The organism is Pseudonocardia broussonetiae, assembly GCF_013155125.1.
In the GTDB taxonomy this organism is placed as follows: domain Bacteria; phylum Actinomycetota; class Actinomycetes; order Mycobacteriales; family Pseudonocardiaceae; genus Pseudonocardia; species Pseudonocardia broussonetiae.
Map to the genome: position 1 here is coordinate 3,934,423 of NZ_CP053564.1, position 26,767 is coordinate 3,961,189.

General features: G+C 76.5%; 27 protein-coding genes. 8 read left to right on the forward strand and 19 right to left on the reverse strand.

Annotated features, from left to right (window positions below; genetic code table 11):
• The first annotated feature begins 4 nt into the window (after positions 1-4).
• The 4 genes from HOP40_RS19345 (at position 5) to HOP40_RS19360 (ending at position 5,366) form a co-directional block, all read left to right on the forward strand.
• Positions 5-2,836, forward strand: a complete 2,832-nt coding sequence (locus HOP40_RS19345; RefSeq protein ID WP_172160583.1) for a helix-turn-helix transcriptional regulator — start codon at positions 5-7, stop codon at positions 2,834-2,836.
• A gap of 54 nt (positions 2,837-2,890) precedes the next feature.
• Positions 2,891-3,733 (forward strand): alpha/beta fold hydrolase, encoded by an 843-nt coding sequence (locus HOP40_RS19350; protein WP_172160585.1) that lies wholly within the window; start codon positions 2,891-2,893, stop codon positions 3,731-3,733.
• Positions 3,730-4,557: an alpha/beta hydrolase gene (locus tag HOP40_RS19355; RefSeq protein ID WP_172160587.1), complete on the forward strand. Its 828-nt coding sequence runs from the start codon at positions 3,730-3,732 to the stop codon at positions 4,555-4,557. The genes HOP40_RS19350 and HOP40_RS19355 overlap by 4 nt, the downstream gene beginning before the upstream one ends.
• Before the next feature lie 62 nt (positions 4,558-4,619).
• Positions 4,620-5,366: a helix-turn-helix domain-containing protein gene (locus tag HOP40_RS19360; RefSeq protein ID WP_172160589.1), complete on the forward strand. Its 747-nt coding sequence runs from the start codon at positions 4,620-4,622 to the stop codon at positions 5,364-5,366.
• A 96-nt stretch (positions 5,367-5,462) separates the two neighbouring features.
• Here the strand turns inward: HOP40_RS19360 and HOP40_RS19365 are convergent, their stop codons facing one another.
• On the reverse strand, positions 5,463-6,404 hold the full coding sequence (locus tag HOP40_RS19365) for a LysR family transcriptional regulator (protein ID WP_172160591.1): 942 nt from the start codon (positions 6,402-6,404) through the stop codon (positions 5,463-5,465).
• 138 nt (positions 6,405-6,542) lie between these two features.
• On the opposite strand from HOP40_RS19365, the gene HOP40_RS19370 reads away from it, so the two are divergent.
• The 3 genes from HOP40_RS19370 to HOP40_RS19380 are packed head-to-tail and all read left to right on the forward strand — an operon-like array spanning position 6,543 to position 8,396.
• Positions 6,543-7,142 carry a hypothetical protein gene (locus HOP40_RS19370; protein ID WP_172160593.1) on the forward strand — a complete coding sequence of 200 codons (600 nt, stop codon included), beginning with the start codon at positions 6,543-6,545 and terminating at the stop codon, positions 7,140-7,142.
• Positions 7,139-8,008 carry a mycofactocin-coupled SDR family oxidoreductase gene (locus tag HOP40_RS19375; RefSeq protein ID WP_172160595.1) on the forward strand — a complete coding sequence of 290 codons (870 nt, stop codon included), beginning with the start codon at positions 7,139-7,141 and terminating at the stop codon, positions 8,006-8,008. The genes HOP40_RS19370 and HOP40_RS19375 overlap by 4 nt, the downstream gene beginning before the upstream one ends.
• 4 nt (positions 8,009-8,012) lie before the next feature.
• Positions 8,013-8,396 (forward strand): nuclear transport factor 2 family protein, encoded by a 384-nt coding sequence (locus HOP40_RS19380; RefSeq protein WP_172160597.1) that lies wholly within the window; start codon positions 8,013-8,015, stop codon positions 8,394-8,396.
• 19 nt (positions 8,397-8,415) lie between these two features.
• On the opposite strand, the gene HOP40_RS19385 is transcribed toward HOP40_RS19380, so the two are convergent.
• The 10 genes from HOP40_RS19385 to HOP40_RS19430 form a co-directional block, all read right to left on the reverse strand.
• The gene (locus tag HOP40_RS19385; protein WP_205346821.1) at positions 8,416-9,327 is read right to left on the reverse strand and encodes a CPBP family intramembrane glutamic endopeptidase; all 912 of its coding nucleotides are present in this window, start codon (positions 9,325-9,327) and stop codon (positions 8,416-8,418) included.
• Positions 9,324-11,222, reverse strand: coding sequence for a S9 family peptidase (locus HOP40_RS19390; protein WP_172160599.1), 1,899 nt, complete (start codon positions 11,220-11,222; stop codon positions 9,324-9,326). The genes HOP40_RS19385 and HOP40_RS19390 overlap by 4 nt, the downstream gene beginning before the upstream one ends.
• Positions 11,223-12,464: 1,242 nt before the next feature.
• Positions 12,465-13,124: an alpha/beta hydrolase gene (locus HOP40_RS19395; protein WP_205346822.1), complete on the reverse strand. Its 660-nt coding sequence runs from the start codon at positions 13,122-13,124 to the stop codon at positions 12,465-12,467.
• Between the two features lie 40 nt (positions 13,125-13,164).
• Positions 13,165-14,040 (reverse strand): ABC transporter permease, encoded by an 876-nt coding sequence (locus HOP40_RS19400; protein ID WP_172160601.1) that lies wholly within the window; start codon positions 14,038-14,040, stop codon positions 13,165-13,167.
• Entirely contained in the window at positions 14,037-14,993 is a 957-nt protein-coding gene (locus HOP40_RS19405; RefSeq protein WP_172160603.1) for an ABC transporter ATP-binding protein, read from the reverse strand. The genes HOP40_RS19400 and HOP40_RS19405 overlap by 4 nt, the downstream gene beginning before the upstream one ends.
• Positions 14,990-16,096 carry a hypothetical protein gene (locus tag HOP40_RS19410; RefSeq protein ID WP_172160605.1) on the reverse strand — a complete coding sequence of 369 codons (1,107 nt, stop codon included), beginning with the start codon at positions 16,094-16,096 and terminating at the stop codon, positions 14,990-14,992. Before HOP40_RS19410 ends, HOP40_RS19405 begins: the two co-directional genes overlap by 4 nt.
• Positions 16,080-16,571, reverse strand: coding sequence for a sigma-70 family RNA polymerase sigma factor (locus HOP40_RS19415; protein WP_205346823.1), 492 nt, complete (start codon positions 16,569-16,571; stop codon positions 16,080-16,082). Before HOP40_RS19415 ends, HOP40_RS19410 begins: the two co-directional genes overlap by 17 nt.
• Positions 16,572-16,725: 154 nt before the next feature.
• Positions 16,726-17,823 (reverse strand): hypothetical protein, encoded by a 1,098-nt coding sequence (locus HOP40_RS19420; protein ID WP_172160607.1) that lies wholly within the window; start codon positions 17,821-17,823, stop codon positions 16,726-16,728.
• On the reverse strand, positions 17,820-18,758 hold the full coding sequence (locus HOP40_RS19425) for a sigma-70 family RNA polymerase sigma factor (protein WP_172160609.1): 939 nt from the start codon (positions 18,756-18,758) through the stop codon (positions 17,820-17,822). The genes HOP40_RS19420 and HOP40_RS19425 overlap by 4 nt, the downstream gene beginning before the upstream one ends.
• 10 nt (positions 18,759-18,768) lie before the next feature.
• Entirely contained in the window at positions 18,769-19,956 is a 1,188-nt protein-coding gene (locus HOP40_RS19430; protein WP_172160612.1) for an NAD(P)/FAD-dependent oxidoreductase, read from the reverse strand.
• A gap of 58 nt (positions 19,957-20,014) precedes the next feature.
• Between HOP40_RS19430 and HOP40_RS19435 the strand changes: the two genes are divergently transcribed.
• Entirely contained in the window at positions 20,015-20,416 is a 402-nt protein-coding gene (locus tag HOP40_RS19435; protein WP_205346824.1) for a hypothetical protein, read from the forward strand.
• Positions 20,417-20,429: 13 nt separating this feature from the next.
• Here the strand turns inward: HOP40_RS19435 and HOP40_RS19440 are convergent, their stop codons facing one another.
• The 8 genes from HOP40_RS19440 to nhaA form a co-directional block, all read right to left on the reverse strand.
• Positions 20,430-20,798, reverse strand: a complete 369-nt coding sequence (locus HOP40_RS19440; RefSeq protein WP_172160614.1) for an anti-sigma factor antagonist — start codon at positions 20,796-20,798, stop codon at positions 20,430-20,432.
• A 101-nt stretch (positions 20,799-20,899) separates the two neighbouring features.
• On the reverse strand, positions 20,900-21,877 hold the full coding sequence (locus tag HOP40_RS19445; RefSeq protein ID WP_172160616.1) for an Acg family FMN-binding oxidoreductase: 978 nt from the start codon (positions 21,875-21,877) through the stop codon (positions 20,900-20,902).
• A 181-nt stretch (positions 21,878-22,058) separates the two neighbouring features.
• Positions 22,059-22,538 (reverse strand): universal stress protein, encoded by a 480-nt coding sequence (locus tag HOP40_RS19450; protein ID WP_172160618.1) that lies wholly within the window; start codon positions 22,536-22,538, stop codon positions 22,059-22,061.
• 133 nt (positions 22,539-22,671) lie between these two features.
• Positions 22,672-23,697, reverse strand: coding sequence for an Acg family FMN-binding oxidoreductase (locus tag HOP40_RS19455; RefSeq protein WP_172160620.1), 1,026 nt, complete (start codon positions 23,695-23,697; stop codon positions 22,672-22,674).
• Positions 23,694-23,975, reverse strand: coding sequence for a CBS domain-containing protein (locus HOP40_RS19460; protein ID WP_172160629.1), 282 nt, complete (start codon positions 23,973-23,975; stop codon positions 23,694-23,696). Before HOP40_RS19460 ends, HOP40_RS19455 begins: the two co-directional genes overlap by 4 nt.
• Positions 23,976-24,084: 109 nt before the next feature.
• Positions 24,085-24,402 (reverse strand): hypothetical protein, encoded by a 318-nt coding sequence (locus tag HOP40_RS19465; protein WP_172160631.1) that lies wholly within the window; start codon positions 24,400-24,402, stop codon positions 24,085-24,087.
• Positions 24,399-25,295, reverse strand: coding sequence for a halocarboxylic acid dehydrogenase DehI family protein (locus HOP40_RS19470; protein WP_172160634.1), 897 nt, complete (start codon positions 25,293-25,295; stop codon positions 24,399-24,401). Before HOP40_RS19470 ends, HOP40_RS19465 begins: the two co-directional genes overlap by 4 nt.
• 46 nt (positions 25,296-25,341) lie before the next feature.
• Positions 25,342-26,688, reverse strand: coding sequence for a Na+/H+ antiporter NhaA (gene nhaA, locus HOP40_RS19475; protein ID WP_205346825.1), 1,347 nt, complete (start codon positions 26,686-26,688; stop codon positions 25,342-25,344).
• Positions 26,689-26,767: the final 79 nt, after the last annotated feature.

Genomic DNA, 26,767 nt, shown 5'->3' on the forward strand with positions numbered 1-26,767 from the left:
GGGTGTGACCACCACGCGCTTGTCAGTCCGGGTCGTCGCCACCAGACTCGGCGCCGACGAGGGGTGGACGATGCTGCTGGGGCGGGAGGCGGAGTCGGCCCGCATCGAGGCGTTCGTGGCGACCGTCGCGGACGGGGCCGGCGACGTGCTGCGCCTGCTCGGGGAGCCCGGCGTCGGCAAGACCGTGCTGCTCGACCACGCCGCGGAGGTCGCCGCGGACCGCGGGGTCCGGGTCGTCCGGCTGGCCGGGGTGCGGTCGGAGGCCGGACTGCCGTTCGCCGCGGTGCAGCGGCTGCTCCACGCGCTGCGGGTGCCGGTCGCGTCGCTCCCGCCGCTGCAGCGCCAGGCCCTCGGCGTCGCCTTCGGGGAGATCGAGGGCCCGCCGCCGGACCGCTTCCGCATCGGCGCCGCCCTGCGCGCCGCGCTGGTGGTCGCCGCGGCCGAGGCGCCCGTGCTCGGCCTCGTCGACGACCTGCAGTGGCTCGACCCCGACTCCCGCGACATCCTCGGCTTCGCCGCCCGGCGGCTGGAGGAGAGCGGGCTCGGCCTGCTCCTGGCCGAACGGGCCGGGGACGACGGCGGCCCCGGCCCCTTCGACGGGCTCGCGGTCCTCCCGGTGCCGGGCCTGCCCCGCGACGCGGCCGTCGCGCTCGTGGAACGGGTGCTGGGCCGGGCCCTGGACCCGCCGATCGCCGACCGGATCGTCGTCGCGACCGGGGGCAACGCGCTCGCCCTCGTCGAGCTGGCGCCGTCCCTGTCGGGCCACCAGCTGGTCGGCGGCACGCTGCTGCCCGAGCAGCTCTCGATCGGGCCGACGCTGGAGCGGCACTACCTGGAACGGATCCGCGCGCTGCCCCCGACCACGCGGACCTGGCTGCTGGTGGCCGCGGCCGCGGGCAACGGCGACCCGGGCCTGGTCAGCGGCGCCGCCGCGGTGCTGGGCGTCGGCGTCGACGCGGCCGGCCCCGCCGAGGACGAGCGGCTGATCCGGGTCGGGGCGCGCATCGAGTTCCGGCACCCGCTGGTCGCGGCCGCCGTCTACGCCGGTGCGGGCGCCACCGACCGCAGGCGCAGCCACCGCGCGGTGGCGGACGCGCTCGGGGCGGGCACGATCGGGCACGCGTGGCACCTCGGCGCGGCGACGGTCGGCGTCGACGAGCAGGTCGCCGCCACGCTGGAGGCGGCCGGGCAGCGGGCCGCCGGGCAGGGCGGGCAGGCCGCCCGGGCCCGGTTGCTGCAGCGGTCCGCGGAGCTGACGCCGGACGGGCCCCGGCGCACGGAGCGCTGGATCGACGCGGCGGAGGCGTTCACGACCGCCGGCTACCCCGCCCGGGCGGGCGAGGTCCTCGGGGCGCTGCCGGTCGACCTGCTCGGCGGGGCGACCCGCGGCCGGGCCCTGCTCGCCCGCGCGGCGGTGTGGCTGGTCTCCGGCGCCGCCGACCTCGTGCGGGCCTCGCCGGCGGTGTGCCTGGAGGCCGCCGACGCCTTCGCCGGGGTCGACGCCGACCAGGAGACCACCGCGCTGCTGCGTGCCGTGGAGCTGCTCGGGGTCGTCGAGCGCGGTGCCGTGGGCACCGACTTCGAGGCCGTCGCCCGCCGGATCCTGCGCGCCCTGGACGGCCGCGACGGGCCGGACACCCTGCCGCAGCTGCTGGTCCGGGCTGTGGCGGCGCTCACCCTGTGGCCCTACGCCGAGGCCGCCCCCGTCCTGCGGCGCGCCACCGACGCCCTGCTCGGCGCGGGTCCGGCGGCGGCACAGCAGTACTCGTCCATCGGTGTGGCCGTCACGACCGCGGCGTTCGACGACGCGGCGCGCGACCTGCTGCTGCGCCGCGCCACGGCCGAGGCCCGCCGGACCGGCTCCCTGCAGGTCCTGCACTCCATGCTGTGGGTGCACTCGCTCACCGCGGCGTCGCTGGGACGCCCCGACGTGGCCGGCGCGCTGCTGGAGGACTCCCGCGCGGTCGGCCGCACCATGGGGCTCTCGCCGGTGGTCGAGACGATCTACGGCAACACGACCTGCCGCGCCTGGCAGGGTGCCGCCGACCCCGCCGCACTCCGGGCCGAGATCGCCGCCGGGGGCGCGCTCGGGCGCGCCGTCGGCATGGTCGGCGTGGAGACGATGGCCCGGAACGCGCAGGTCGTGCTCGACCTCGCCGACGGCCGCCCCGCCGAGGCCCACGGGCCCGCGTCGGCCATCCGCGCCGAGAGGGCCCTGCAGGTGGCGATGGTCGTCCTGCCGGACCTGGTCGAGGCGGCCGCGGCCGCCGGGCACGACGACGAGGCCGCCGACGCCGCCGCCGAGCTCGCCGCGATCGCCGCGGCGAGCCGGACCGACCTGGCCCGCGGCTTCGCGGCGCGCGCCCGGGCCCTGGTGGACGCCCGGCGTCCCGGCGCCGACCCGGCCGCCGTCGAGGAGGCGTACCGCGAGTCCGCGGAGCACCTGGCCCGCACCACCGCCACCGGCGAGCTCGCCCGCACCCGGCTCCTGCACGGGGAGTGGCTGCGCCGCGGCCGGCGCCGCGGAGAGGCCCGCGAGCACCTGCGCGCCGCCCTGGCCCTCTTCGAGGACATCGGCGCACGGCCCTTCGCCGACCGCGCCCGCCGCGAGCTCCGGGCGAGCGGCGGACAGCACGCGGGCGGCGGCCTCACCGCGCAGGAGGCCGCGGTGGCGGACCTGGCCGCGGCCGGGGCCACCAACCCCGAGATCGCGGCCCGGCTGTCGCTGTCGCGGCACACCGTCGACTACCACCTGCGCAAGGTGTTCCAGAAGCTCGGCGTGACCGACCGGCGCGCGCTGGGCGCGGTGCTGCGGAGGACTACGCACACCACGTGATCCGCTCCGGCGGGTGGCCGGGCCAGGGTCGGGACACCGACCGAGGAGGCCGAGATGCCCACCGTGACCACGCCCGACGGCGCGGAGATCTTCTACAAGGACTGGGGGGAGGGCCGGCCGGTCGTCCTCGCCCACGGCTGGCCGCTCCACTCCGACAGCTGGCAGGTGCAGCAGCTGTTCCTCGCCGCCAACGGGTTCCGCGCGATCGCGCACGACCGCCGCGGCCACGGCCGGTCGACGCAGACCTGGCACGGCAACGACATGGACACCTACGCCGACGACCTCGCTCACCTCCTCGACGCCCTCGACCTGCGCGACGTCGTCCTCGTGGGCTTCTCCACCGGCGGCGGCGAGGTCGTCCGCTACCTCGGGCGGCACGGCACCGACCGCGTCCGCGGGCTCGTGCTGGTCTCCGCCGTCCCGCCGTTCATGCTGCGGACCGACGACAACCCCGGCGGGGTCCCGATCGAGGTGTTCGACGAGATCCGCCGCGGCAGCCTCGCCGACCGCAGCCAGACCTACCGCGACCTCGCCGACGGCCCGTTCTTCGGCGGCAACCGCCCCGGCCAGGAGCCCTCGCAGGGGATCCGCGACGCGTTCTGGCTGCAGGGGCTGCAGTCCGGGCACCGCAACGCGCTGGAGTGCATCGCCGCCTTCTCGGCGACGGACTTCCGGCCCGACCTCGACGCGATCAGCGCCGCCGGCGTGGCGACGCTGGTCATCCACGGCGACGACGACCAGGTCGTCCCGATCGACGTCGGCGGCCGCGCCTCGGCGGAGCGCATCGCCGGCGCGGCGCTGACCGTCTACCCCGGCGCCCCGCACGGCATCACCGACACCCACGCCCGACGTCTGTCCACCGATCTTCTCTCCTTCTGCCTGGAGGTCCCCTCATGAGCACTCCCGACACCGTCGTCCTCGTCCACGGCCTGTGGATGACCCCCCGCAGCTGGGAGCACTGGGTCACCCACTACGAGGCGAAGGGGATGCGGGTGCTGGCGCCCGCGTACCCCGGCTTCGAGGTCGAGGTCGAGGCCCTGCGCGAGGACCCGCAGGTGATCGCCGACCTGACGGTGCCCGCCACCGTCGACCACCTCGCCGCCGTGATCTCCGCGCTCGACGCCCCGCCGGTGATCATGGGCCACTCCTTCGGCGGGACCCTGACCCAGCTGCTGCTCGCCCGGGGCCTCGGCGCCGCGGGCGTGGTGATCGACTCCGCGCCGACCGAGGGCGTCCGCGTCACCCCGGTGTCGCAGGCCCGGTCGCTGTTCCCGGCGCTGAAGAACCCGGCGACGCGCCACCGCGCCGTCGCGTTCACCCCCGAGGAGTTCCACTACGCCTTCACCAACACCCTGAGCGCGGAGGACTCCCGGGCGGCGTGGGAGCGGTACGCGATCGCCGCGCCGGGCTACTGGATCTGGGAGTACGGCCTGTTCGCCAACTTCAAGCCCGGCCACCAGGACACCTGGGTCGACTACTCCGCCGACCGGGCGCCGCTGCTGTTCATCGGCGGGGAGAAGGACCACATCATGCCCCCCGCGGTGAACCGCTCGAACGCCAAGCACTACGCGAAGTCGCCGGCGCTCACCGAGTACCACGAGTTCGCCGGCCGCGACCACTGGACGTGCGCGGCCCCGGGCTGGGAGGCCGTCGCCGACACGGCGCTGGACTGGGCGCTGGAGCACGCGAAGCCGTTGCAGCGGACCGCCGTCGAGGGCTGAGGCGCCGAGGGTCGTGCCCCCGGGCTTGACCGTGCCGCAGCGGCACGGTGTGGACTGGGGGCATGGCCTGGAGCACGCGCGAGATCGCCCGGCTGGCGGGCACCAGCCTGCGGGCGGTGCGCCACTACCACGACGTGGGGCTGCTGCCCGAGCCCGAACGGCGCTCCAACGGCTACAAGCAGTACGGCGTCGCCCACCTCCTGCGGCTGCTGCGCATCAAGCGGCTGGTCGACCTCGGCTTCTCGCTGGCGGCCATCGCGGAGATGAGCGAGGACGACCAGCACCCCGCCGAGGCCCTGCGCGCCCTCGACGCCGAGCTGGCCGCGACGATCGAGCGGCTGCAGCGCGCCCGCGTCGAGCTCGGGCTGATCCTGCGGCACCACGCGCCGACCGACTGGCCCGCCGACCTCGCCCCGGCGGCCGGCGGGGCGGGGCTGTCGCAGGCCGACCGCTCGCTCGTGACGGTCATGACCCGCGTGATGGGCCCGCGGCGGCTGGAGGCCTACGGCGCCCTGCTGCGCAGCGACACCACCGACCCCACCGACGGCGAGTTCGACGCGCTGGACCCCGACGCCGACGAGGCGCTGCGCCGCGACCTGGCGGAGCGCATGACGCCCTACATCCGCCGCATCCGGGCCGAGCACCCGGCCGTGATGGAGCCCGACACCGACGCCCCCCGCGGGGCCCGGTTCGTCGGCGAGGTCACGGCGGCGGCGCTGGAGGAGCTGTACAACCCGGCGCAGCTCGACGTGATGCGCCGGGTCGCCGTGCTGCTGGCGCAGGCACCGCCGGACGGAGCGGACCCCTGACCCCCGCCCCCACCTCCCCGCGAGTCGGGGTCTGGCTGCGAGCGAGTCGGGGTCTGGCTGCGAACGAGTCGGGTTCGCCGCGTCACCCCGACTCGGTCACCACGAGACCCCGACTCGCGGGTTTCCGGGCGTGGGATCCGGGCGGGCCGCGTCGGCCCGCAGCGCCCGCACGGCCCGGCGCAGCGCCGCGACGAGCACAGACGGGTCGTCGAGGCGGGTGCACAGCGAGATCGGGCACGGCTCGACGTCGGTGACGGGGAGGAAGACCACCTCGGGGTGGCGGTGGCTGTCGACCACGGAGCTGCCGGTGATCGCGATCGCCTCGCCCGAGGCGACGACCTCGAGGAGCTCGTCCATCGTGTGCACCACGGGCCCGTACCGCACGGGGACGCCGCTGGGCCGCGGGTCGCAGGCCCACCACCGCACCCACCGCTCGTCGGTCTCGTCGTCGGTGACGTGCGGTTCGCCGTCGAGGTCGGCCAGCACGACCTCCGCGCGCGCGGCCAGCCGGTGCCCGGCCGGGAGCGCGACGACGCGCGGCTCGTGGCGCACGACCTCCAGCCGCAGCCCCTCGGTGTCGACGACGGGCGGCCGCACCAGCGACGCGTCGACGGTGCCGGAGCGGACCGCGTCGGCCTGGTCGGGCCAGGGCAGCTGCACGAGCTGCACCGACGCGGCCGGCACCTCGCGCTGCACCCGGTCGATGATGCGGCGGGTGTGGGTGCCGGTGGCGGCGGTCATGAACCCCAGCCGCAGGACGCCGGCGAGGTCGCGGCGGTGCGCCTCGACCGCCGCGACGGCCCGGTCCGCCGCGGCCAGCGCGGTGCGCGCCTCCGCGAGGAAGCGCCGCCCCGCCTCGGTGGGGACGACCGGGTGCGCGCTGCGGTCGAGCAGGTCGACGCCGAGCTTGCGCTCCAGCGTGCGCACCTGCTTGCTCAGCGCCGGCGCGCTCACGTAGAGCCGGGCCGCGGCCCGCCCGAAGTGCCCCTCGTCGACGACGGCGACGAGGTAGCGCACGAGGTGCAGGTTGAGGTCCACGTCGACTCCCTCCGGTCTGCGCAGTGTCGCACGTCATGCATCAGGCGCGACCGTGACCTGGGGAGTTACCCGGATGGTTCACGTCGCGAGCGATCTGTGTCATGGACTGCGCGCCGGCCGCCGACCAACCTCGGGTGCATGAGCCGCTACGAGCACGAGTTCACGACCATGTTCGCCGGGCTGGAGAAGCAGCTGGAGGGCATCGACAACCCGCGTCACCGCGCGATCCTCACGAACTACCGCCGCCACGGGCTGCTGGAGGTCGCCGGGCGCTACCGGGAGCTGCTCGCCCCGGACATGACGGTCGAGCACCCCCAGTACCGCCTGCACGAGGGCGGGCGGTCGATCGTGCTCGACGGGATGGAGCAGGTCGTCGCGTTCTACGAGTCGCTGACGGCCGCCAACGCGATCGTCATGTGGGTGGCCGAGCAGGACATCGCGGTCAACGACCACGGCTTCTCGGGCGAGGTCGTGTTCAACGCCTTCGTCCCGGCGCCGATGCTGGGGGAGAGCGCGTTCGCCGACATCCGCGCGGGCGAGGACCCGGGCGAGATGTTCCTGCTGCGCCGCACCCTGGCCTTCGTCTGGCCCTACGACGAGCGTTGCCGCCTGATCGGCGAGCACGTGTACGAGGACGGGGCGTCGCGGGAGATCATCGAGCCCGACCCGGCCGACGTCATCACCGCCGCGCGCGCCGCCGAGCTGCTCGCGCCCGAGATCGACCGGGTCCTGCCGTGAGCGCCCCCGCAGCCGGGCGCCTGGCCGGGAAGGTCGCGCTGATCACCGGCGGGGCGCGCGGGCAGGGCCGCTCGCACGCCGTCCGCTTCGCCGAGGAGGGCGCCGACGTCGTCCTCGTCGACCTCTGCGAGCCGGTCGGCTCGGCGCCCTACCCGATGGCCGACGTAGCCGACCTCGAGCAGACCGTGAAGCTGGTCGAGGACCTCGACCGGCGCGCCCTCGCCGTCCGGGCGGACGTCCGCGACCTGGCGGCGCTGCAGTCCGCGGTGGCCGACGCCGTCGCCGCGTTCGGGCGGCTCGACGTCGTCGTCGCCAACGCCGGCATCGCGAGCTACGCACCGGCGCTGGAGATGGACGAGGGCACCTGGCAGGAGATGATCGACATCAACCTGACCGGCGTCTGGAAGACGGTCCGGGCGGCCGCCCCGGCGCTGGTCGACGGCGGGCGCGGCGGGGCGGTCGTGCTGACGAGCTCGGTCGCCGGGCTGATCGGGTTCCCGGCGCTGGCCCACTACTGCGCGGCCAAGCACGGGCTGGTGGGGCTGGCGAAGGTGCTCGCCGTCGAGCTCGCGCCGCACGGGATCCGGGTGAACTCCGTGCACCCCACCAACGTCGACACCGACATGATCCAGAACCCGGCGATCCACGCCCTGTTCTCCGGCGGCGTGCCCGGCGCCGACCGGGACACCGCCGCCGCCGCGATGAAGGCGATGCACGCCCTGCCCATCTCGTGGGTCGACGCGGTCGACATCAGCAACGCCGTGGTCTGGCTGGCGTCGGACGAGGCCCGCTACGTCACCGGCATCGCCCTGCCCGTCGACGGTGGCATGACCGCGCCGTACACGGTCCCGCACCCTGTTGACTGACTCGGTGACCGACCTCGCGCGCAACAAGGACACCGTCCTCGCCTTCTACGACCTGATGTTCAACCGGTGCGAGCCCGCCGAGGCCATCGAGCGCTACGCCGGCGCCACCTACACCCAGCACAACGTGCACGTGGCCGACGGCAAGGACGCCTTCGTCGCGTACTTCCGCCGCATGGCCGACGACCACCCGGGCAAGCACGTGCGGTTCGTCCGGGTGGTCGCGGAGGGCGACCTGGTCGTCGTGCACTGCCACCAGACCTGGCCCGGCAGCGACGACTACGCCGGCATCGACATCTTCCGCCTCGACGACGGCGGCCGGATCGTCGAGCACTGGGACGTGCTGCAGGTCGTCCCGGCCACCTCGGCCAACGACAACGGCATGTTCTGACCCGCCGTCCCGCCCGGGGTCAGCTCCGGGCGGGCCCCGGCCGTCGGCGCTCGTGCGCCCACACGAGCACGACCATGGCGACGTTGACGGCGACGAGGACCAGCAGCGACGCGTCGCCCGCGCCGACGGAGCGGTCGAGCGGGACGGCGCCGCCGTCGGCCATCACCGAGTTGACGACCGTCGCCAGCACGTTGTTGGCGACGTGGAACGCGACCGGTGCCTCGATGCCGCCGCTGAGGACCGCCATCAGCCCGGTGCTGACGCCGATCAGGGTGTAGTAGCCGGCCAGCCACGGGTCGACGGAGCCGTGGACCGCGGCGAACGCCAGGCCGGAGACCACGAGACCGACGACCAGGGCCGGGCGGACCGCGCGCACCCACGAGGCGGCGGCGGGCAGCGCGACGCTGCGGAACATCAGCTCCTCGCCGGCGGCCTGGGCCGGGGTGGTCAGCACGGTGACCACCAGCAGGGCGACGGTCGTGCCGCTGATCCCGAAGGCGGTCCAGCCGGGGGAGCCGGGCGCGACGAGCGCCACGACCCCGATCCCGGCGGCCACCATCAGCGCCGCGCCGAGGAGGTGGTGCACCAGGCGGCGGACGTCGAACGCGCGCGGCCAGCTGATCAGGCTGCGCCACGGCGCGCCGGTCGTCCACGTCAGGAGCACGACCGCCAGCAGGCCCGAGACCGCGATGCTGACGTTGACGGCGAGGAGCTTCAGCGGCGTGAGGCTGGTGGCCAGCGGGTCGTCGCTGCCCTCGACGACGGCGACCAGCCCGTAGAGCAGGACCTGCAGGACCACCATCACCAGCGCCGGCACGGTGAGGAGCACGAGCGGCGTCCACCAGCTCATGCGCAGGTGGGCGCCGAACGGGCGGGAGCGGTCGAGCGCCGGGGAGGGTTCCTGCGGCGCGGTCGTCCCCGTCGCGCTCACGCGTCCGGCGCCCGTCGTCCGCCGAGGTGCTCGGCGAAGTGCCGCTCGATCGCGCGGTAGAGGCGCATCCGGTTCTCCGGGTTGGCGAAGCCGTGGCCCTCGTCCTCGGCGAGGAGGTACTCGACGGGCACACCGCGCTCGCGCAGCGAGGCGACGATGTTGTCGGACTCGGCCTGCACCACGCGGACGTCGTTGGCGCCCTGCGCCACCAGCAGCGGCGTGCGGATCTTTTCCACCATCGTGATCGGCGACCGGGCGAGCATGTCGGCCTCCTGCTCGGGGACCTCCGGGTCGCCGACGTAGCGGAACCAGCTGTTGACGTTGTAGGCCCGGACGAACGGCGGCAGGGTGCGCAGGAAGTTCGCCAGGTCGGAGATGCCGACGTAGTCGACGGCGGCGGCGAACCGGTCGGGCGTGACGGTGACGCCCACGAGCGCGGCGTACCCGCCGTAGGAGCCGCCGTAGATGCCGACGCGATCCGGGTCGGCGTAGCCCTGCGCGACCGCCCAGTCGACGGCGTCGATCAGGTCGTCGTGCATCGCGCGGGCGAACTCGCCGATGGCGGCGGTGAGGTGCCGGCGGCCGTGGCCCAGCGAGCCGCGGAAGTCGACCTGCAGCACCGCGTAGCCGCGGTTGGCCAGGAACTGCACGTCCGGGCTGTAACCCCAGCTGTCGTGGTACCACGGGCCGCCGTGCACGAGCAGGACCAGCGGGAGGTCCCGCGGCTCGACCCCGACCGGCAGCGTCAGCTGGGCGTGCAGCGGCAGGCCGTCGCGGGCGGGGAAGGCGACCGGCGTCATCGGGGCCAGCGCGGCCGGGTCGCGCTGGGGCTGGGACCGGAACAGGAACCGGGCCCCGCCGGTGTCGCGGTCGTAGAGCCAGGTGGCGCCCGGGTCGCGGTCGTGGACGAACGTGGCGATCCAGCGCCGGCCCGCCTCGTCGGAGGTCAGGGTGCCCAGCACGCCGTCGGACAGCTGCTCCAGGGCGGTGAACACCTCGGCGAACGCGGGGTCGACGACCTCGACGTGCGGGCGGTCGCCCGTGAATCGGGCGGCGAGGACCTCCCCGGTGCCCCGGTGGGTGTAGACGACGGGCGGCAGCACGCCGGGCACCATGGCGCCGGTGATGTCGAGGTCGTGACCGTCGACGGCCGCGACCACGGTCTCGTCGCCCGTCGCGTGGTCGATGCGGACCAGCCGCAGGTCGTCGCCGTCCTGGAAGGACCCGACGAGCAGGCCCTTCCCGTCGGCGGTGACCAGCTGCGGGTGCACGCCCACCGGGTGCTCCGCGCCGCCCGTGCGGCGCAGCAGCCGCCGCTGCCCGTCCGGGTCGACCGCGGAGAACTCGACGGTGCCGTCCTCGGCCAGCGCGGTGTGGAAGGCGGGCCTGCCGTCGCGGTCGAACAGGACGCTGCCGGTCGGGTCGTCCAGCTCCATGTGCACGACCGTCTCGCCGGTGGCGACGTCGACGCGGAACAGGTCGAAGAACAGCGGCCGCCGGTTCATCGCGACCAGCACGGTCCCCGGCACGGGCGGGTACGGCTCGACCCCGACCACGCGCGAGCCCGGGTCCATCGGCGTCAGGTCGACGGGCGGCGCGTCCGGGTCGTCGAGGTCGACGCGGTGCAGGTGCCAGTCCTCGTTGCCGTCGACGTCCTGCAGGTACAGCAGCACGCGGGGGTCGTCGGTCCAGTGGTAGCTCGTGATGCCGCGGCGGGTGTCGCGGGTGACGGGCACGGCGTCGGCGTGGTCGTCGTCGACGCCGCGCACCCACACCTGCAGCCGTCCCCCGTGCGGGGCGAGGTAGGCGATCCGGGTGCCGTCGGGGGAGATCGTGGGGTGGGCGAACTGCGGATCGGCGAAGAACTCCTCGACGTCGATCAGGGGGGCGGGCATCGGTCCTCCGTTCCGGGGGTGGGTCACCACGGAACACCGTGCCGCAGCGGCATGGTCAAGCCCGCGTCGGTGTTCGGCTCTTCCGCCCGCGTTCCGGACTCCCGCCCGCGTTTCGGGTTGTCGCTCGGGTGTCGGGCTCCCGCGCGGGTTTCCGGCTCCCGCGCGCGTTCTGAGCTCCCGCGCGGCCCCGGGGGCGCGCGGGAGCCTGTTCGGTGCTCGGGAATCGGGTCGGCGCGCGGGAGACGGGGGGCATCGCGCCTCGGTGCTCGGGACGCGGCTCCGTGCTCGCGCAGCGGGAGGCGCAGTCGCCGGCGGGCGGGCCGGCCCGTCGCCGGTCGGGTCCGGTGATCGTTGGGAGTGTGACGTGGTGGTCGTGGGTGGGGCGCTGGTGGTGCGGTCTCGGTGATCAAGGGCGGTGGGTGCGGCCGATGGGCCGGGTGATCGTCGGGACCGTGCACGTGGGGTCGTCGCGGGGGCCGTGGTGGTGCGGTTTCGGTGATCATCAAGTGGCACGGGCTCAGGGCGATCGGCGGGCCACCGGCGCCCGTCCTGCGCGCGGTGTGGCCGCCGTCCCGCGCGCGTTCCCGTCTGCCGCGCACGTTCCGAGCTCCCGCGCGGCCCCGGGGGCGCGCGGGAGCCTGTTCGGTGCGCGGGAACAGGATCGGCGCGCGGGATCTGGCCCGACGCGGGGACCCGGCTCGGTGCGCGGGGTGCGGCTCGGTGCGCGCCACCCGCTGGGCGAACCCGGCTCGGTGGGTGGGTAGCGCGGGGCGTCCGACGGGGTGCGACTCACCCGCCGTCGGGCTGCGGCTCCGGCTGTCTGTGATCGTCGGGAGTGTGACGTGGTGGTCGTGGGCGGGGCGCTGGTGGTGCGGTCCCGGCGATCAAGGGCGATGGGTGCGGCCGATGGGTCGGGTGATCGTCAGGACCGTGCACGTGGGGTCGTCGCGGGGACCGTGGTGGTGCGGTTCCGCCGATCATCGACCAGGCCCCGCGTCGCCGGCGATCCGGGCGGCACCCGACGCCCGTCCCGCGCGCGTTCTCGGTTCCCGCGCGCGATCTGAGCTCCCGCGTGCCCCCGGCGAAGCGCGGGACCCTGTTCGGTGCGCGGGAACCGGATAGGTGCGCGGCAGTCGGATCGGCGTGCGAGAACCGGGTCAGCCGCGGGAGCCGGATCGGCGCGCAGCAACCGGATCCGCGCGCGGCAAGGAGGACAGAGGACGGGAGGCGGGGGGCGGGCCGTCAGACCTGGTCCCACACCTCCCCGGCCCGACTCACCGCACCCGCGTGGAGGAGGGACTCGACGGTGAAGTCGGCGGCGAGGGTGTCGAACGTGTGGAACCGGCGCAGCATCGCGTGCTTCCCGCCCCGCACCTGGACGTAGCTGACGTGCGCGCTGCCGGACAGGCGGCGGGCCATCGACGCCGACTCGCGCGGGTCGGCGATCCGGTCGTCGGAGCCGTGCACGACCAGCACCTCGCGCCCCGCCAGGTCGACGGTGTCGGTGGTGCGCACCCACGGGTTGAGGGCGACCACGCTCCGCACGGCGGGCTCGTCGCCGGCCAGCAGCGCGGCGCGCCCGCCGAGGGAGTGGCCGACGAGACCGGTGGGGACCGGCTCGGGGAAGCGGTCGGCGAGCTGCCGCAGCGCCCATCGGGCGTCGTCGACGGGGGTGTGCCGGCTGTCCCAGCCGCGCACCGAGTTCAGCAGGCGGTAGACCGCGAGCCGGCGCCGCCCGGCCAGGGCGATGCGGCGGGCGATGGGCACCATCCGCAGGACCGACAGCTGCGTCGGGCTGACCATCGGGCTGTCCGGCCGGCTCGCGCCGCCGTGCAGCACGAGCACCAGCCCCTCGGCGTGCCGGGGGTGGGAGACCGTGATCAGGCGGGGTGTCGCGTCCACACCGCTCCGTTCCCCGCCGCGGGGGGTTCCACTCCTGCGTCTAGAGGTCGCGCCGCTGGAACGCCACCACCGCGAGCGCGAGGACCGCGACGACCCAGACGGCGACCCACGCGAGGTAGGCGCCGCTGAGCGGGGCCTCGCTGAGGAAGGGGACGCCGCCCTCGATCGCGGGGCCGCCGAACTGCGCCAGCGCGACGGGGTCCTGGAACGCGTTCATGGCGCCGCGCCACAGGCCGTCGGTCGGCAGGAGCACCCGGGACACCGTGCCGACGGCGGCGACGGCGTCGCTGCGCAGCGACACGCCCAGCCCGCCGACGACGCCCGCGATCCACGTGGCCCCGAAGAGGCCGACCGCCGCGACCCCCGACGCCAGCGGCGAGGTGACGGTGGACAGCAGCACCCCCAGCGTGAGCAGCACGGCCGTCTGACCTGCGAGCAGCGCCAGCCCGGCCGCGGCGTGCGGCGGCCAGTAGCCCACGGTGGCGAGGACGACCAGGAGCTGGGCGGACCCGGCGACCGCCACGAAGCCGCAGCCGAACACGGCGAGGCCCAGCCACTTGCCCAGCAGCACCGCGGAGCGGTGCACGGGACGCGCCAGCACCGCCAGCGCCGTGCCCGACTCGACCTCGCCCGACACCGTGGGCCCGGCGAGGAACGCGGTGCCGAGCGCGGCGATCAGGCTGAGCCCGAACAGCACGAGGTTGAGCACGATCCCGGCCACCAGCCGGCCCTCGCCGGTGGTCAGGCCGCCGCTGTCGGCCTCGGCGGCGTCGAGGGCGGGGAACCCGAGCGCGGTGATCACGAGCAGGGCGACCGTCAGCCCGAGCACCGCGCGCAGCACCCGGCGCCGCACCGCCTCGCGGACCGTGAGCGCCGCGATCGTGAGGACGACCGCCGGCCGGCCGGGGGCGCTCACCGCTGCTCCCCGCCGCGCAGGATGCCCAGCAGCCGCTCCTCCAGGCTCACCCGGCCCGGCTCGACGGCGTGGACGCGAACGCCGAGTCCGACGAGGTCGGCCACGAGGTCGGGCACGACCGCCGGACCGGGGTCGGCCGGCAGGGCGACGGTGAACGCGTCGGCGCTGCGGGTCAGCCGGCCGGCGGCGGCCAGCCGGGCCTGGGCCTGCGGGCCCACCCCGGTCAGCCGCAGCCGCACCTCGCGCCCGCCGAGCAGCTCCGGGAGCGTGCCGGCGGCCACGACGCGGCCGTGGTCGAGGACGACGACCCGGTCGCACACGCGCTCCACGTCGCCGATGAGGTGCGAGTTGAGCAGGATCGCGACGCCGCGCTCCCGGAGGCCGAGCAGCAGGTCGCGGACGTCGGCGCGGCCGAGCGGGTCCAGCGCGCTCGCCGGCTCGTCCAGGACGACGAGCTCCGGGCGGGCCACCAGCGCGACGGCCAGCCCGAGGCGCTGCTGCATGCCCTTGGAGAAGCCGCCGACCCGGTCGCCCGCGCGGTCGCCGAGCCCGACGAGGTCCAGGCACCCGCGCTGCTCGGCGACCGGGACGTCGGCGCCCGCGAGCCGCACGTGCAGCGCGAGTACCTCGGCCGCGGTGAGCCAGGGCTGGTAGCGGAAGAGCTCGGGCAGGTAGCCGACGCGGGCCCGGGCCCGCGGGTCCCGCGCCGGCCGGCCGAGCAGCAGCACCTCGCCCGCGTCCGGCCGGACCAGGCCGAGCAGCATCTTGATCGTGCTGGTCTTGCCGGCGCCGTTCGGCCCGATCAGGCCCACCACGTCACCGCGCCCGACGGTGAGGGACACGCCGTCGACCGCGGTCCGGCGGCCGTACCGCTTGCGCAGGCCCGAGCACCACACCGCGGGCGACGGCGAGAGGTCGACCAGCCCGGCCGCAGCGGTGGCGGTCTCCGTCACGGGCCCAGCTCGCGGGCGACGGCCAGGACCTCGTCGGCGTCGAGCGACCCGGCGACCGCGGTCACGACGCCGTCGCGCACCCAGACGACGCAGGCCAGCGCGCCGTCGCGGGTGGTGAGCACCGTCGCGGGCCGCCCGCCGACGTCGGCCGCGGTGCTCGTGACCTCCCCGGCCGGCAGCGGCAGCGGCAGTGTCGTCCCGTCGCCGGAGAAGCCGCGCAGCTGGTCCGCGACGCCCGGGGGCATGCCGGGCAGGGACAGCAGGTAGTCGCGGGCGGTCTCGAAGGGGATGCCCGACGAGTAGCCGGTGGGGGCGACGGCGCGGGCCACGACCAGGCCCGGCAGCCCGCTGCCCGTCGGCCAGACCGCGGCGTAGCCGGGGCCGGCGACGAGCCGGAACCGCGCGCCGTCCATGCCCGGCGGGGGCGGCGGCAGCGTGGCGCCCGCCGCGGCGGCGGTCCGTGCCGCCTCGGCCGCCGAGAACGTGAACTCGGCACCGAGCTGCTCGCCCGCCTGGAACTGCGGCTCGCCCGTCACGCCGCGGGGCAGCGCGCGCACCTCCGGGACCGGGAGCCCGGTGACCTCCTCCGCGGCGTCCGCGTCCGCGACGTCGCGCAGGTCGGCCCCGTCGGTGAGCTCCAGCTCGCCGTAGGCGTCGAGGTCGGGCAGCGCCACCAGGTCCGACTGGGTGACCGTGACGGCGGCGATCCGGTCCGTGCGGAAGATCGGCAGCCAGTCCGACGCGGCGGCGACGCCCGCCCCGGTGAGCAGGGCGGCGACCGCGACGACGGCCACGGCGGGGCGGCGCAGGGTGGGACGGCGCAGGCCGAGCCGGGGGCGCGGGGCGGCGGCCGCCGCGCGGGGCGGGGCGGCGACCGCGTGCGCGAGCCGGGCCCATGCCGCGTCCACGTCGACCGCCGGGGCGGCGTCGGCGCCGACGAGGTCCGGGCCGAGCGCGGCACCGACGAGGTCGGCGTCCGCGCGGGCGGAGCGCAGCGCGGTCAGGCACGCCGGGCAGCCCGCCGCGTGCTCGCGCTCGGCGTCGGGGACCCCGGCGGGCTCGTCGAGCAGGCGGCGCAGCGTGCCGTCAGTCGGGTGGCGCATGGCGGGTCAGCTCCTCGCGTAGGGCGGTCTCGGCGCGGCGCACGGTCGTGCCGACGCTGCCGGGGGAGAGGTCGAGGGCGGCGGCGACCTCGGCGTAGCTCAGGCCGCTGTGCCGCAGGACGAGCGCGACGGCCTGCCGCCTCGGCAGCCGGGCCAGCGCGCTCCGCACGCGCCGGCGCTCCTCGAGGGTCACGACGGCGTCGGCGACGTCGGGCTGGACGCCGGGACCACCGTCGACGGCCGACTCGCGGGCGGCGCGGCGCCGTCCGGTGCGCAGGTGGTTGAGCGCCGTGTGCGCCGCGGCCACCGACAGCCACCCCGCCGCCTCGCCCGGGGGCACCGCGGTGCGGGCGAAGGACAGGAACACCTCCTGCGCCACGTCCTCGGCCTCGTGCCGCGAGCCGAGCACCCGGGCCGCGACGGCCACGACGCGCGGGTAGGCGGCGCGGAAGACCTCCTCGAGATCGGTCCGCACGGCGCCCCGCCGCCGCCGAGCCGACACCGCCAGGCCGTCCCCCCGGTCGGGCTGACCAGCCCGTCGGGCGACGGGTGGTGGGTGCACATCGTGCCGTACGGACTCCACACCCTCAGAGCACCGCCGCGGCCCCGGATGTGACACCGGGCCCGGATCAGTCCGCCGCCGGACCCTCGTAGACCACCCGGCCGACGGCGTCCAGCGCCCGCACGGTCAGGCCGCGCGGGTCGGGCGCGACGCCGGCGGGGAGCTGCGTGGCGAAGGTGCCGCCGGCGACGCTCGCCTCCCACGGCGGGCCGGTGCCGGCCGTGACCACCATCCGCGCGACGGCCGGCTGCACGAGCCCCGCCGCGAGGTCGTCGCCGACGTCGGGCAGCACCTCGCCGGGCCGGGGCAGCCAGGTGAACGGGCGCGCCCCGTCGCCGATGAGCCCGACCCGCCAGGTCCGCAGCGGGGTCGGCCCGGCCGGCCCGACGGCGCAGCCGCCGATCGTCCCGGTGTCGACGGCCACCAGGAGCACGGCGGTCGAGGCGCCTCGGCGGTGGGACAGCAGGTGCACCGTCTGCCACGTCCGGGGAGGTTCGCCGGCGACCGGGACGGCCCGGCAGCGGTCGAGCAGGTCGCCGGTGTCGCCTGCGGGCCGCGGCGGCACCCACGGCCGGTCGACGAGGTCCAGTGCGGGCGGCGCGAGCCGATCGGGCACCACCGCCGCGCCTGCGACGGTCACGGTGAGCTGCTCGGGGCGGGTCGGGGTCGCGCCGGTCGCGCGGAGCAGGTACCGCTCCGCCGCGACGGCGGGCGGTCCGGTGCCCGCCACGGCGACGTCCACCGTCGCGCCCGCCGGGGCGACGGCCGCGAGCACCCCGTCGGCCGTCGTCAGCAGCAGCGCGGCGGGGCCGACCGGCACGGCCGCCGCGGGGTCGGACACCCGGACGGTCCGCGGGCCGGTCGCGCAGACGAACGGGACGTCGTCCTCGAGCAGCGTGACGACGGCGTCGTCGGTGACCAGGACGGCGAGCGGCCGCCAGGAGCCGCGGTCGGGGTAGCGGTCGGCGAGCCCGGCGGCGCCGATCGCGAGCGCGCACCGGTCGAGGCTCTGCCCGCCCAGGTCCAGGGAGGCGGGCGGGGGCGGGCCCGGCGGGGCAGGACCCGACCCCCCGCCGGTCTGCGCCGCGACGAGGACGAGCACCACGACGGCGACCGCGGCCAGCGCGGCGGCGACCGGTGCCGCGGACGCGCCCCGCGCGCTCACCACTGCGCGATGAGCGGGTCGGGGTGCTCGTGGCGGCGCCACTGCGCGGTGAGGCGCCCGAGGCGGGCCGGGGAGGCGATGCCGTCGACGGTCGCGACCAGCCCCCCGCGGACGCCGAGCACCAGCACGCCCACCACCCGGTCGTCGAACGCGACGACCACGGCGGGGGAGCCGTTGACCACGCAGGCGTGGACCGCGGGCGAGCCGCCGACCAGCCTCCGCTTGGCCGGCGTCGGACGGAACCCGGCGCGCAGCGCGGCGGCGATCCGCTCGGGGGCCGAGATCTCGATCAGCGTGGTGGCCGTCCCGCCGGCGCCGTCGGTGACCGCGGTCGCGTCGTGGGTCAGCAGCGCCACGAGCCGCTCCGTGCGCCCCGACGCCGCGGCGTCGACGAACGCCTCCACGATCCGGCGTGCCGACGCGTGGTCGACCGCGGCGGCCCCACGTGCGGCGGCGACGTGGCGCCGGGCCCGCAGTGCGTGCTGCTGGCTCGCCGACTCGCTGATGTCGAGGATCCGCGCGATCTCGGCGTGGCTGTGGGAGAAGGCCTCGCGCAGGACGTAGACGGCCCGCTGCACCGGCGTGAGCCGCTCGAGCAGCCGGAGCACCGCCAGCGTCACCGACTCGCGCTGCTCGACGGTGTCGGCCGGGCCCAGCATCGGGTCGCCGTCGAGCAGCGGTTCGGGCAGCCAGGCGCCGGCCGCGCGCTCGTGCCGCGTGGTCGCCGAGCGGAGCCGGTCGAGCGCGAGGCGGGTGACGACCGTCGTCAGCCACGCCTCGGGGGTCTCGATGCGCTGCCGGTCGGCGGCCTGCCAGCGCAGGAACGCGTCCTGCACCGCGTCCTCGGCGTCGGCCGCCGACCCGAGCAGCCGGTACGCCAGCGAGGCCAGCCGCGTCCGGTTGGCCTCGAAGCGCTCCACGGTGGCCGTGTCCATGGACGGGACCCTAGGGCCGCACCGCCTCGACGGGACGGTCGATCGCGCCCGGCAGCCGGAGCCGGCGCGCCGGCAGCCCGTACGTCGGGTGCCCCTGGTTCCACGCCGTGGCCCGCAGCACGCCCGCCTTCATCCACGCGGCCGCGGCCCCGCGCAGCGACCACGTCGACCGCCCCTCGCGGTCGACGACCTGGAACAGCGCGTCCGCCCGGCCGAGGCTGACGCAGTTGCCGGTGTACGCCAGCGGGGACACCGGGATCCGCCGACCGGTGAGGTCCCCGATGATCGACGCCGTCGCCTGCATCCGGGTGAGCCCGGCCGTGGCGCACGACATCGGCAGCGGCCTCCCGTTGTCGCCGACGGCGCGGGCGCCGTCCCCGGCCGCGTAGACCTGCGGGTGCGAGACCGACCGCATCTGCCGGTCGACGAGCATCCGGCCGTCGTCGTCGACGGCGAGACCGGCGTCCGCGGCGAGGGACGGCACGGAGAACCCGGCCGCCCACACGGTCGCGTCGCAGCGCAGGACGGTGCCGTCGGCGGTGCGGACGCCCGACGCGTCGACGCCCACCACGGTGGTGTGCGCGTGGACCTCGATGCCGAACCGGTCGAAGGCCCGCAGCAGGTGCCGCCGCGCCTTCGGGCCGAACCAGCCGCCCGGCCGACCGCTGGTGGCGAGGACGACCCGGAGCCCGGGCCGGGACTCGGCGATCTCGGTGGCGGCCTCGATCGCGGTCAGGCCGCCGCCGACGACCAGCACCGTCCCCTCGCCGCCCAGCTCGTCCAGGCGCCGGCGCAGGCGCAGCGCCGACGGCCGGCCCGCGACGTCGAACGCGTGCTCGGACACCCCTGGGACACCGCGGTCGGCGGCGGTGCTGCCGAGCGCGTGCAGCAGGGTGTCGTAGCCGATCAGGTCGGTGCCGGCGCCGTCGGTCACGGTGACCTCGCGCCGGTGGACGTCGAGCGCGGTCACCCGGGCCACGCGCAGCCGGATCCCGGTGCCCGCGAACAGGTCCGCCAGCTGGTGGCGGCGGCCGTCGTCGCCCGCGGCGAGCTGGTGCAGGCGCATCCGCTCGACGAACTCGGCCTCGGCGTTGACGACGGTGATCTCGACCTCGGAGGGGTGGAGCCGGCGGGCGAGGTACCCGGCGGCGCAGGCCCCGGCGTACCCGGCGCCCAGGACCACGATGCGGTGCTGCATGTTCGCTCCTGTCTGCTCGTTCCCCCCGTTGACGGGACGGCGCCGCGATCCATGACAGGTGGGCGATCCCTGTGACCCCTTCGTCTCCCTGGCGCGCGACACGATGGGCCACATCGCGATGGCGCTGCTGACCTTCGCCGCCGACAACCCGGGCTTCCGCGAGACGCTGGAGCCCGAGGAGGCCGACGCGGTGCAGCGGCTGCTCGACAAGCGCGGCACCACCGCCACCTCGCCCGACCGCCACGACCACCTCTACCGCAACTACCTCGGCCGCAGCGACCCCGACGACCGCGAGCTCGTCGTGCCGTCCCTGGTCGACGAGCTGGGCCTGATCGGGAAGCGCGAGGAGCTGCTCGACCGGATCGCCGGGATGGAGCGGGCCGGGATCGACGAGATCGTCATCCAGCCCGTGGTGGACCCGGAGGCGGAGATGGCGGCGCTGGCCGACCTCATGCGCTGACCCCTGCGACCGGTCAGGCGAGGGCGTCCTCGACCGACCCGTGGTCGGGGAACAGCAGGCGCAGCCCGGACACGTCCAGGACGCGGCGGACCTGGTCGTTGCGGTGCACGCCGACCAGGTGGACCGCGGCGATCCCGTCCCGGTTCAGCAGCCCGAAGAGCAGGCCCACCCCGGACGAGGCCATGAACGACACGTCGCGCACGTCCAGGACCAGGTGCTCGATCCCGTCGGCCGCGACCTCGTCGATGCACGCGGCGACCGACGGTGTCGTCGCGATGTCCAGCTCGCCGGTGAGGTCGAGGACGACCACCCCCGGGCTCGGCCGGTGGACCGCACTGACGCAGATCGACCCGGAAGGCGACCCTGAGCTGCTGATCGTCACCGTGGCCGCTCCTCGTGGACGAGGCCGCCGCCGACCCGTGGAGAGCCGAGACTAGGTCACCCCGCCGGAGTCGGCGAGGCGACCGCCCCGCACGGCGGTCCTCAGGTCAGCAGCACCGCGGCGAGCGGGCGGCGGGGGGTGGGCGGGAGCGGGTCGGCGTGGGTCGCGGGCCATCCCACGCGCAGGACGAGCTGGGGTTGCTCGGGCACTCGCAGCACGCTGCTCCCCAGGGCCTGCCGGACGGCGGGGACCTCCGTCGCCTGGCTGAGCGGTGTGGTCGCGAGGCCGGCGAGGGTCGCCGCCAGCAGCACGGCGCTCGTGGCCTCGCCGGCCCGGAGCCGGTCGAGGACGGTGTCGTCCGCGGTGGCCACGACGAGGTACTCCGCTCCGTCGTCGGGGCCGTCGTGCCCCTTCTGCTGGGCTCCCTGCCGCAGCTGCCCGTCCGGGAACGCGCGCAGCGGAGCCGCCGCTGCGGCGCGGGGCCCGGCCCGGGTGAGCGCGGCGGCGGGCACGCCGTCCCGGGCGCCGGGGAGGCGGTGGGTCCACAGCCGCAGCTCGGCCGGGTAGCCGGGGGCGCAGCGCTGCAGCTGACCGGCGCGCCGGAACGTCTCGACGAGCCGGGCGCGGGCCTCGGGGCCGGTGACCGGGAGCAGGACCGCCCCCATCGCGGCGGCGCGTGCGGCGAGACCGGCCAGGAGCTCCTGGGGGACCGGGCGGTGGCTCATCCGCCTGCGCTCGGTGCGGCGCTGCGCGATCGCCGGGAACAGCTCGGCGCCGGTGGCCGGTCCCCGGCCCACCGACACGGACACGGTCGCGAGGTGCGTGGAGTCCTCGGGGTCGGGGAGGCGGTCGACGACGGCGGCGCCGGCTGCGGCGAGGGCGACCGTGAGGTGGTGCAGGATCGCCCCGCAGCTCAGGAGCAGGTCGCGGCGGTCGGGGTCGGTCACCGGCAGGTGCCGGTCGGGGTCGGCGTGCAGCTCGACGGCGTCCGCCCCGATCCGCCACCGCCAGGGCTGGGTGTTGTGCACCGACGGGGCGCGCAGGGCCTGCTCGACGGCGGCCGTCAGCAGCGGTGGCACGGTGGCGTCCTCCTGGGTCCGGGCCGCCCGGTGGCGGCGCGCGTCCGGCGTGGGACGCCGCTGCCCCCGGTCACGAGGTCCGTCCGGCCGGGGGACCGTGCGGCGCCGCGACCGGGGACTTCCGGCGCCGAGGGGCACCGCGACGATCGTCGCGACGGCTCCCCGCCGTGAGCGTCCGGCTTCACGACCGCGGCGCCGCGCCGACCGGCCGGCGGTCGTGCGCGGGATGCACGACGGTCACCGGGCACGGCGCGTGCAGGACGCAGTGCAGGCCGACCGAGCCCAGCACCGCGCTGCGGACGGCGCCCTGACCGCGGCTCCCGACGACGAGCAGGTCGGCCGTCCGGGCGGCGTGCACGAGCGCCTGGCCGGCGCTGCAGCGCACGGCGAGCACCGTGACGGGCGGGCGCTGCTCGGCGTCGATCCCGGCCAGGGCCTCCTCCACCACCTCCCGGGTCCGGGCCCGCACGGCCTCGTGCACCTGTGCGGGGGACCGCCCGGGGGCCGGCACCCGCCGTTCGTGGTCCGGCCGGCGGAACGCGGCGACGACGTCGACGCGGGCATCGCGCCGCACGGCGTCCTGCAGCGCGAACCGCAGCGCCGCCCGCCCTCCCTCCGAGTTGTCGACGCCCACGACGACGAGTGCACTGCGCCCTTCCACGGGAGCTCCTCTCCGTCCGGGCCTCCGGTGCGGCCCGAGAGGTCGATGGTGCGGCCGCGCACCGGCGAGGTGGCACCCGCCGGAGGTCCCGCCGGGCCCGCCGGAGGTCCCGCGCGGGCGGGGGCCGCATGCGCTAACGCCGGTGGCCGTCGTCGTCGGACACCTGGTCGGACACCAGGTCCGCCACCGGACGCCGCGGGATGGGCACGGCCGGCCAGCCGCGGCCGACCCGCAGGACGGCCTGCGGCGGCAGCGGCCCGCCGACGAGGCGGCGCAGCTCGTCGCGGGCCCGGTCCACCTCGATGAGCTGGGAGAGGAACGAGACGGAGAGGCCGTCGGCGGTCGCGGTGAGCAGCACGCGCTGCAGCGCCTCGCCCGCCCGGACGTCGGCGTGCGGCCCGGTCAGGTGCGAGGTGAGGACGGCGATCAGCGGGTCGCTCTCGAACTCCCTGCCGGGTGCCCGCTGCGGGGCGGTGCCGTCGGTGAAGTCGCGCAGCACCCAGCGGTCGTGCAGGACGGGCCGGGGCCCGCCGGCCGCGACCGGCACCCCGTCGGGCCGCCGGGGCGACGTGCCGGTCCACCGACGGAGCTCGGCCCGGAACGCGGGGTCGGCGTCCTGTTCCTGGTGCGCGCGGACGGCCAGGCGCTGCAGGGTCGCCAGCTCGTCGGTGGCGGTCACCAGGTGCAGCCAGGCGCCCTCGTCGGCGGCGGCGCGCCGCAGCGCGTGCCGTTCGGGAGGGGTCACGGCGATGTCGGTGAACGGGCTGCGGTTGGTGTGCCGGCGGGGGACGGCCTCGAGCAGGCGGCGCTGCTCGGGGGTCGGGAGGATGCTTCCGCCGCGGCGGATCTCGGCGACGAGGGTGGGGTGTCGGCGGTCCGGGAGGACGGTGACCAGCGGGCGCACCCCGAGGTCGATGAGGGCGAGTCGGAGGGTGAACAGCGCGGCTCCGCAGGCCATGCGCAGCTCGCGGTCGGCCGGGTCGACGACCGGGAGGCGCCGCTGCGGGTCGGCGTGGAGCTCGAGGAGGTCCGGCCGCACCCGGAACGCCCAGGGCTGGGTGTTGTGCAGCGACGGGGCCCGTCCCGCCGTGGCGAGCACCAGCTCCGTCTGCTCGGCGGTCAGTCCGAGCGCCGCGCTCGTCCGGGTCGCTCTCGTCATCGTGTCCCTCCCGGGCGTTCGGGCGCCGGAACCGGTGCCGGCCGCGCCACGGCGACGGCGTGCACCAGGTCGGTCTCGCCGACCATCCCGAGGCAGCGCTCCCCGTCGAGGACGGGGAGGTGCCGCACGTCCTCGACGGCCATCAGGCGCAGCGCCGTGTGCAGCGGCGCGTCGGGCGTGACGGCGACGACCCGGGCGGTCATCAGCGCCGCGATCCGCGGGTCGTCGTCGAGGGTCTCGGGCGGTGCGACGCGCCCGTCGTGGAGTCGGGTGGTCATGGGGCGCCTCCGGCGGCGTGCGGGACCTGTGACGCCGTCAGCGTGGCGCGCGGACCGCAGCGCGGGGCAGGGCCGGACGGCCCTGGCGCAGCGGCCTCCCGGCCCCTGCTCAGGACAGGGCGGCCTCGAGCTCGTCGACCGACTCCTCGAGCTTCGCCAGCCTGCGGCGGAGGTCGGCGACCGCGCGCTGCGCCTTCCGCCCGCCGTCCTTGTTCTCGCTCTTCTTCCCGGCGGCCTTCTTCTTGCCCTCCGCCTTCTTCCCCTCCGCCTTCTTGCCGTTCGAGCCGCTGCTCTTCGCGCCCCGGGACGCATCGGACCGGTGCTCGCCGCCGTGCGCCTCGGCGTAGTGGAAGTCCTTGACCCGGGCGAGCAGCTCGGGCACGTACAGGTCGTCGGCGCCGTCGATGCCGGGCCCGGCCGGGCTCACGCCTCCCGCACCGAGAACGGGGACGACGCCGCGGCGCCGCGCCCGTCCAGGGCCTGCGTGCACCGCACCATGTCGATGGTGACGTCGAGGATGAAGCGCTGGAACAGGAAGAGCAGCCCGGTGACCGCCGCGACCTCGGACTCGGTGCACACCGCGAGGGCCTGCTCGGGCGAGAGCCCCGCGGGGGCCGGGAAGCGCCGGACGTGGGCCCGGGCGCGGTCCAGCAGGGCGAGGGCGATGGCCTCGTAGGCCGGGGTGCGCACCACCGGACCCAGCACGTCGTCCAGGGCGACCTCCAGGAAGTCCGGCCACTGCGCGAGCACCCGGAAGTCGCTCGACGGACCGTGGTGCAGGTGCATGTCGGTGACCCGGGTCAACAGCCCGGCCACGCGCTCGTCGGCGTCGCGGGGGTCCACCATGTGCAGCGCCGCCATCCCGTCCGGCAGCCCCGACGGCCGGGGCGCACCCGGGGCCCCGGCGGACGGCCCGCCCCCGCTCGCCCGTCCCTGGACGCCCTCGCACCAGGCCGTGATCAGCAGCAGGTACTGGGCGTTGCCGTGGTTCAGGGCGGCCAGGGCGGCGCGGACCTCGGCAATCCGGTCCTCGCCGAACCCGAGCCCGGCCAGCCGCCGCCGCGGGTCGGGCGGGTCCTCGCCGGGCAGGACCGCGAGCGCGCGCAGCTCGTCGGCGGCGCGCTCGACCTGCTCGGTGGCGAAGACGGGCGCGGCGGCCCGCCAGGCGGCCGGGACGAACCCGCCGAAGACGGCCAGGCTCCGCGCCGCGAACATCACCCACGGGACCCGCAGGACCGACTGCACGTCGTCGTAGCACTCCCGCAGTGCGCCGGTCGACTCCTCGTACTCCACCTGCGGGAACTTCGGTCCGGCGCTCATCGGCCGATCGTGCCACCGGCGCCCGGTGCCTGGTGGCCCGGCCCGGTCACGCCCGGCGCGGGTCGTCGGGGCCGCTGTCGTCGCCGGTCCCGGCGTCGGCGCGCTGGTAGACGTCGGGGATGCCGTCGGCGTCGGCGTCGACCTGCTCCTCGGCGCAGATGCGGCGGTAGTGGCGGTTGCGGATGCGCAGCACGACGGTGGCCAGGAGGGCGGACAGCAGGGAGCCGAGCAGGACGCCGATCTTGACGTGGTCGTCGGCCGCGGTGCCCGCGCCGAAGGCGAGCTCGCCGATCAGCAGGGACACGGTGAAGCCGATGCCGGCCAGCAGGGACAGGCCCAGGACGTCCCACCAGCTCAGACCGTCGGCCAGGCGGGCGCGGGTGAACCGCTGGACGAGCCAGGTGGCGCCCATGACGCCGACGGGCTTGCCGAGGATGAGCCCGGCGAGGATGCCGAGGGTGACCGTGTCGGTCAGCGTCGCGCCGAGCCCGCCGCCGTCGACCACGGACACGCCCGCGGCGAAGAAGGCGAACACGGGCACGGCGACGCCGCTGGAGACGGGCCGGAACCGGTGCTCGAAGTGCTCGGCGAGCCCGGGGCCGGGGCCGGCGGCGCGCCGGACGACCGGGACGGCGAAGCCGAGCAGGACCCCGGCGACGGTGGCGTGCACCCCCGACTCGTGCATCAGCGCCCAGGTCGCCACGGCGAGCGGCAGCAGCAGCCACCAGGAGCGGACGCGGCGCTGGACGAGCACGGCGAACAGCGCCAGCGGGACGAGGGACAGCGCGAGCGCCGGCAGGTGCAGATCGGAGGTGTAGAAGATCGCGATGATGGTGATGGCGAGCAGGTCGTCGACCACGGCGAGGGTGAGCAGGAAGACCCGCAGCGCCGACGGCAGGTGGGTGCTGATCACGGCGAGCACCGCGAGGGCGAACGCGATGTCGGTGGCGGTGGGGATGGCCCAGCCGCGCAGGGCGTCGCCGCCGGTGCCCAGGTTGACGGCCACGTAGATCAGCGCCGGCGCGGTCATGCCGCCCACGGCGGCGGCGACGGGCAGCGCGGCGCGGCGGGGGTCGCGCAGGTCGCCGGCGACGAACTCGCGCTTGAGCTCGAGCCCGGCGACGAAGAAGAAGATCGCGAGCAGGCCGTCGGCGGCCCAAGTGGCCAGGGACAGGTCCAGGTGCAGCGCGGCCGGGCCGATCGTGAACTCGCTCAGGGCGGTGTAGGCGCCGCGCCACGGGGAGTTGGCCCAGAGCAGGGCGACGACGGCCGCCCCGACGAGCAGCATCCCGCCGACGGTCTCGGTGCGCAGGATGTCGGCGATGCGGCTGGCCTCGGGCCAGCTGCCGCGGCCGAAGAGGGGGTTCCTGGTGGGCTGTGCGGGCGGGGGCACGGGCTTCCTCCGGGGTCGACGGAATGACGCCGACCAGACTTCCCGGCACACCGGTGAGCACTGTACGGGCGCGTGGGGC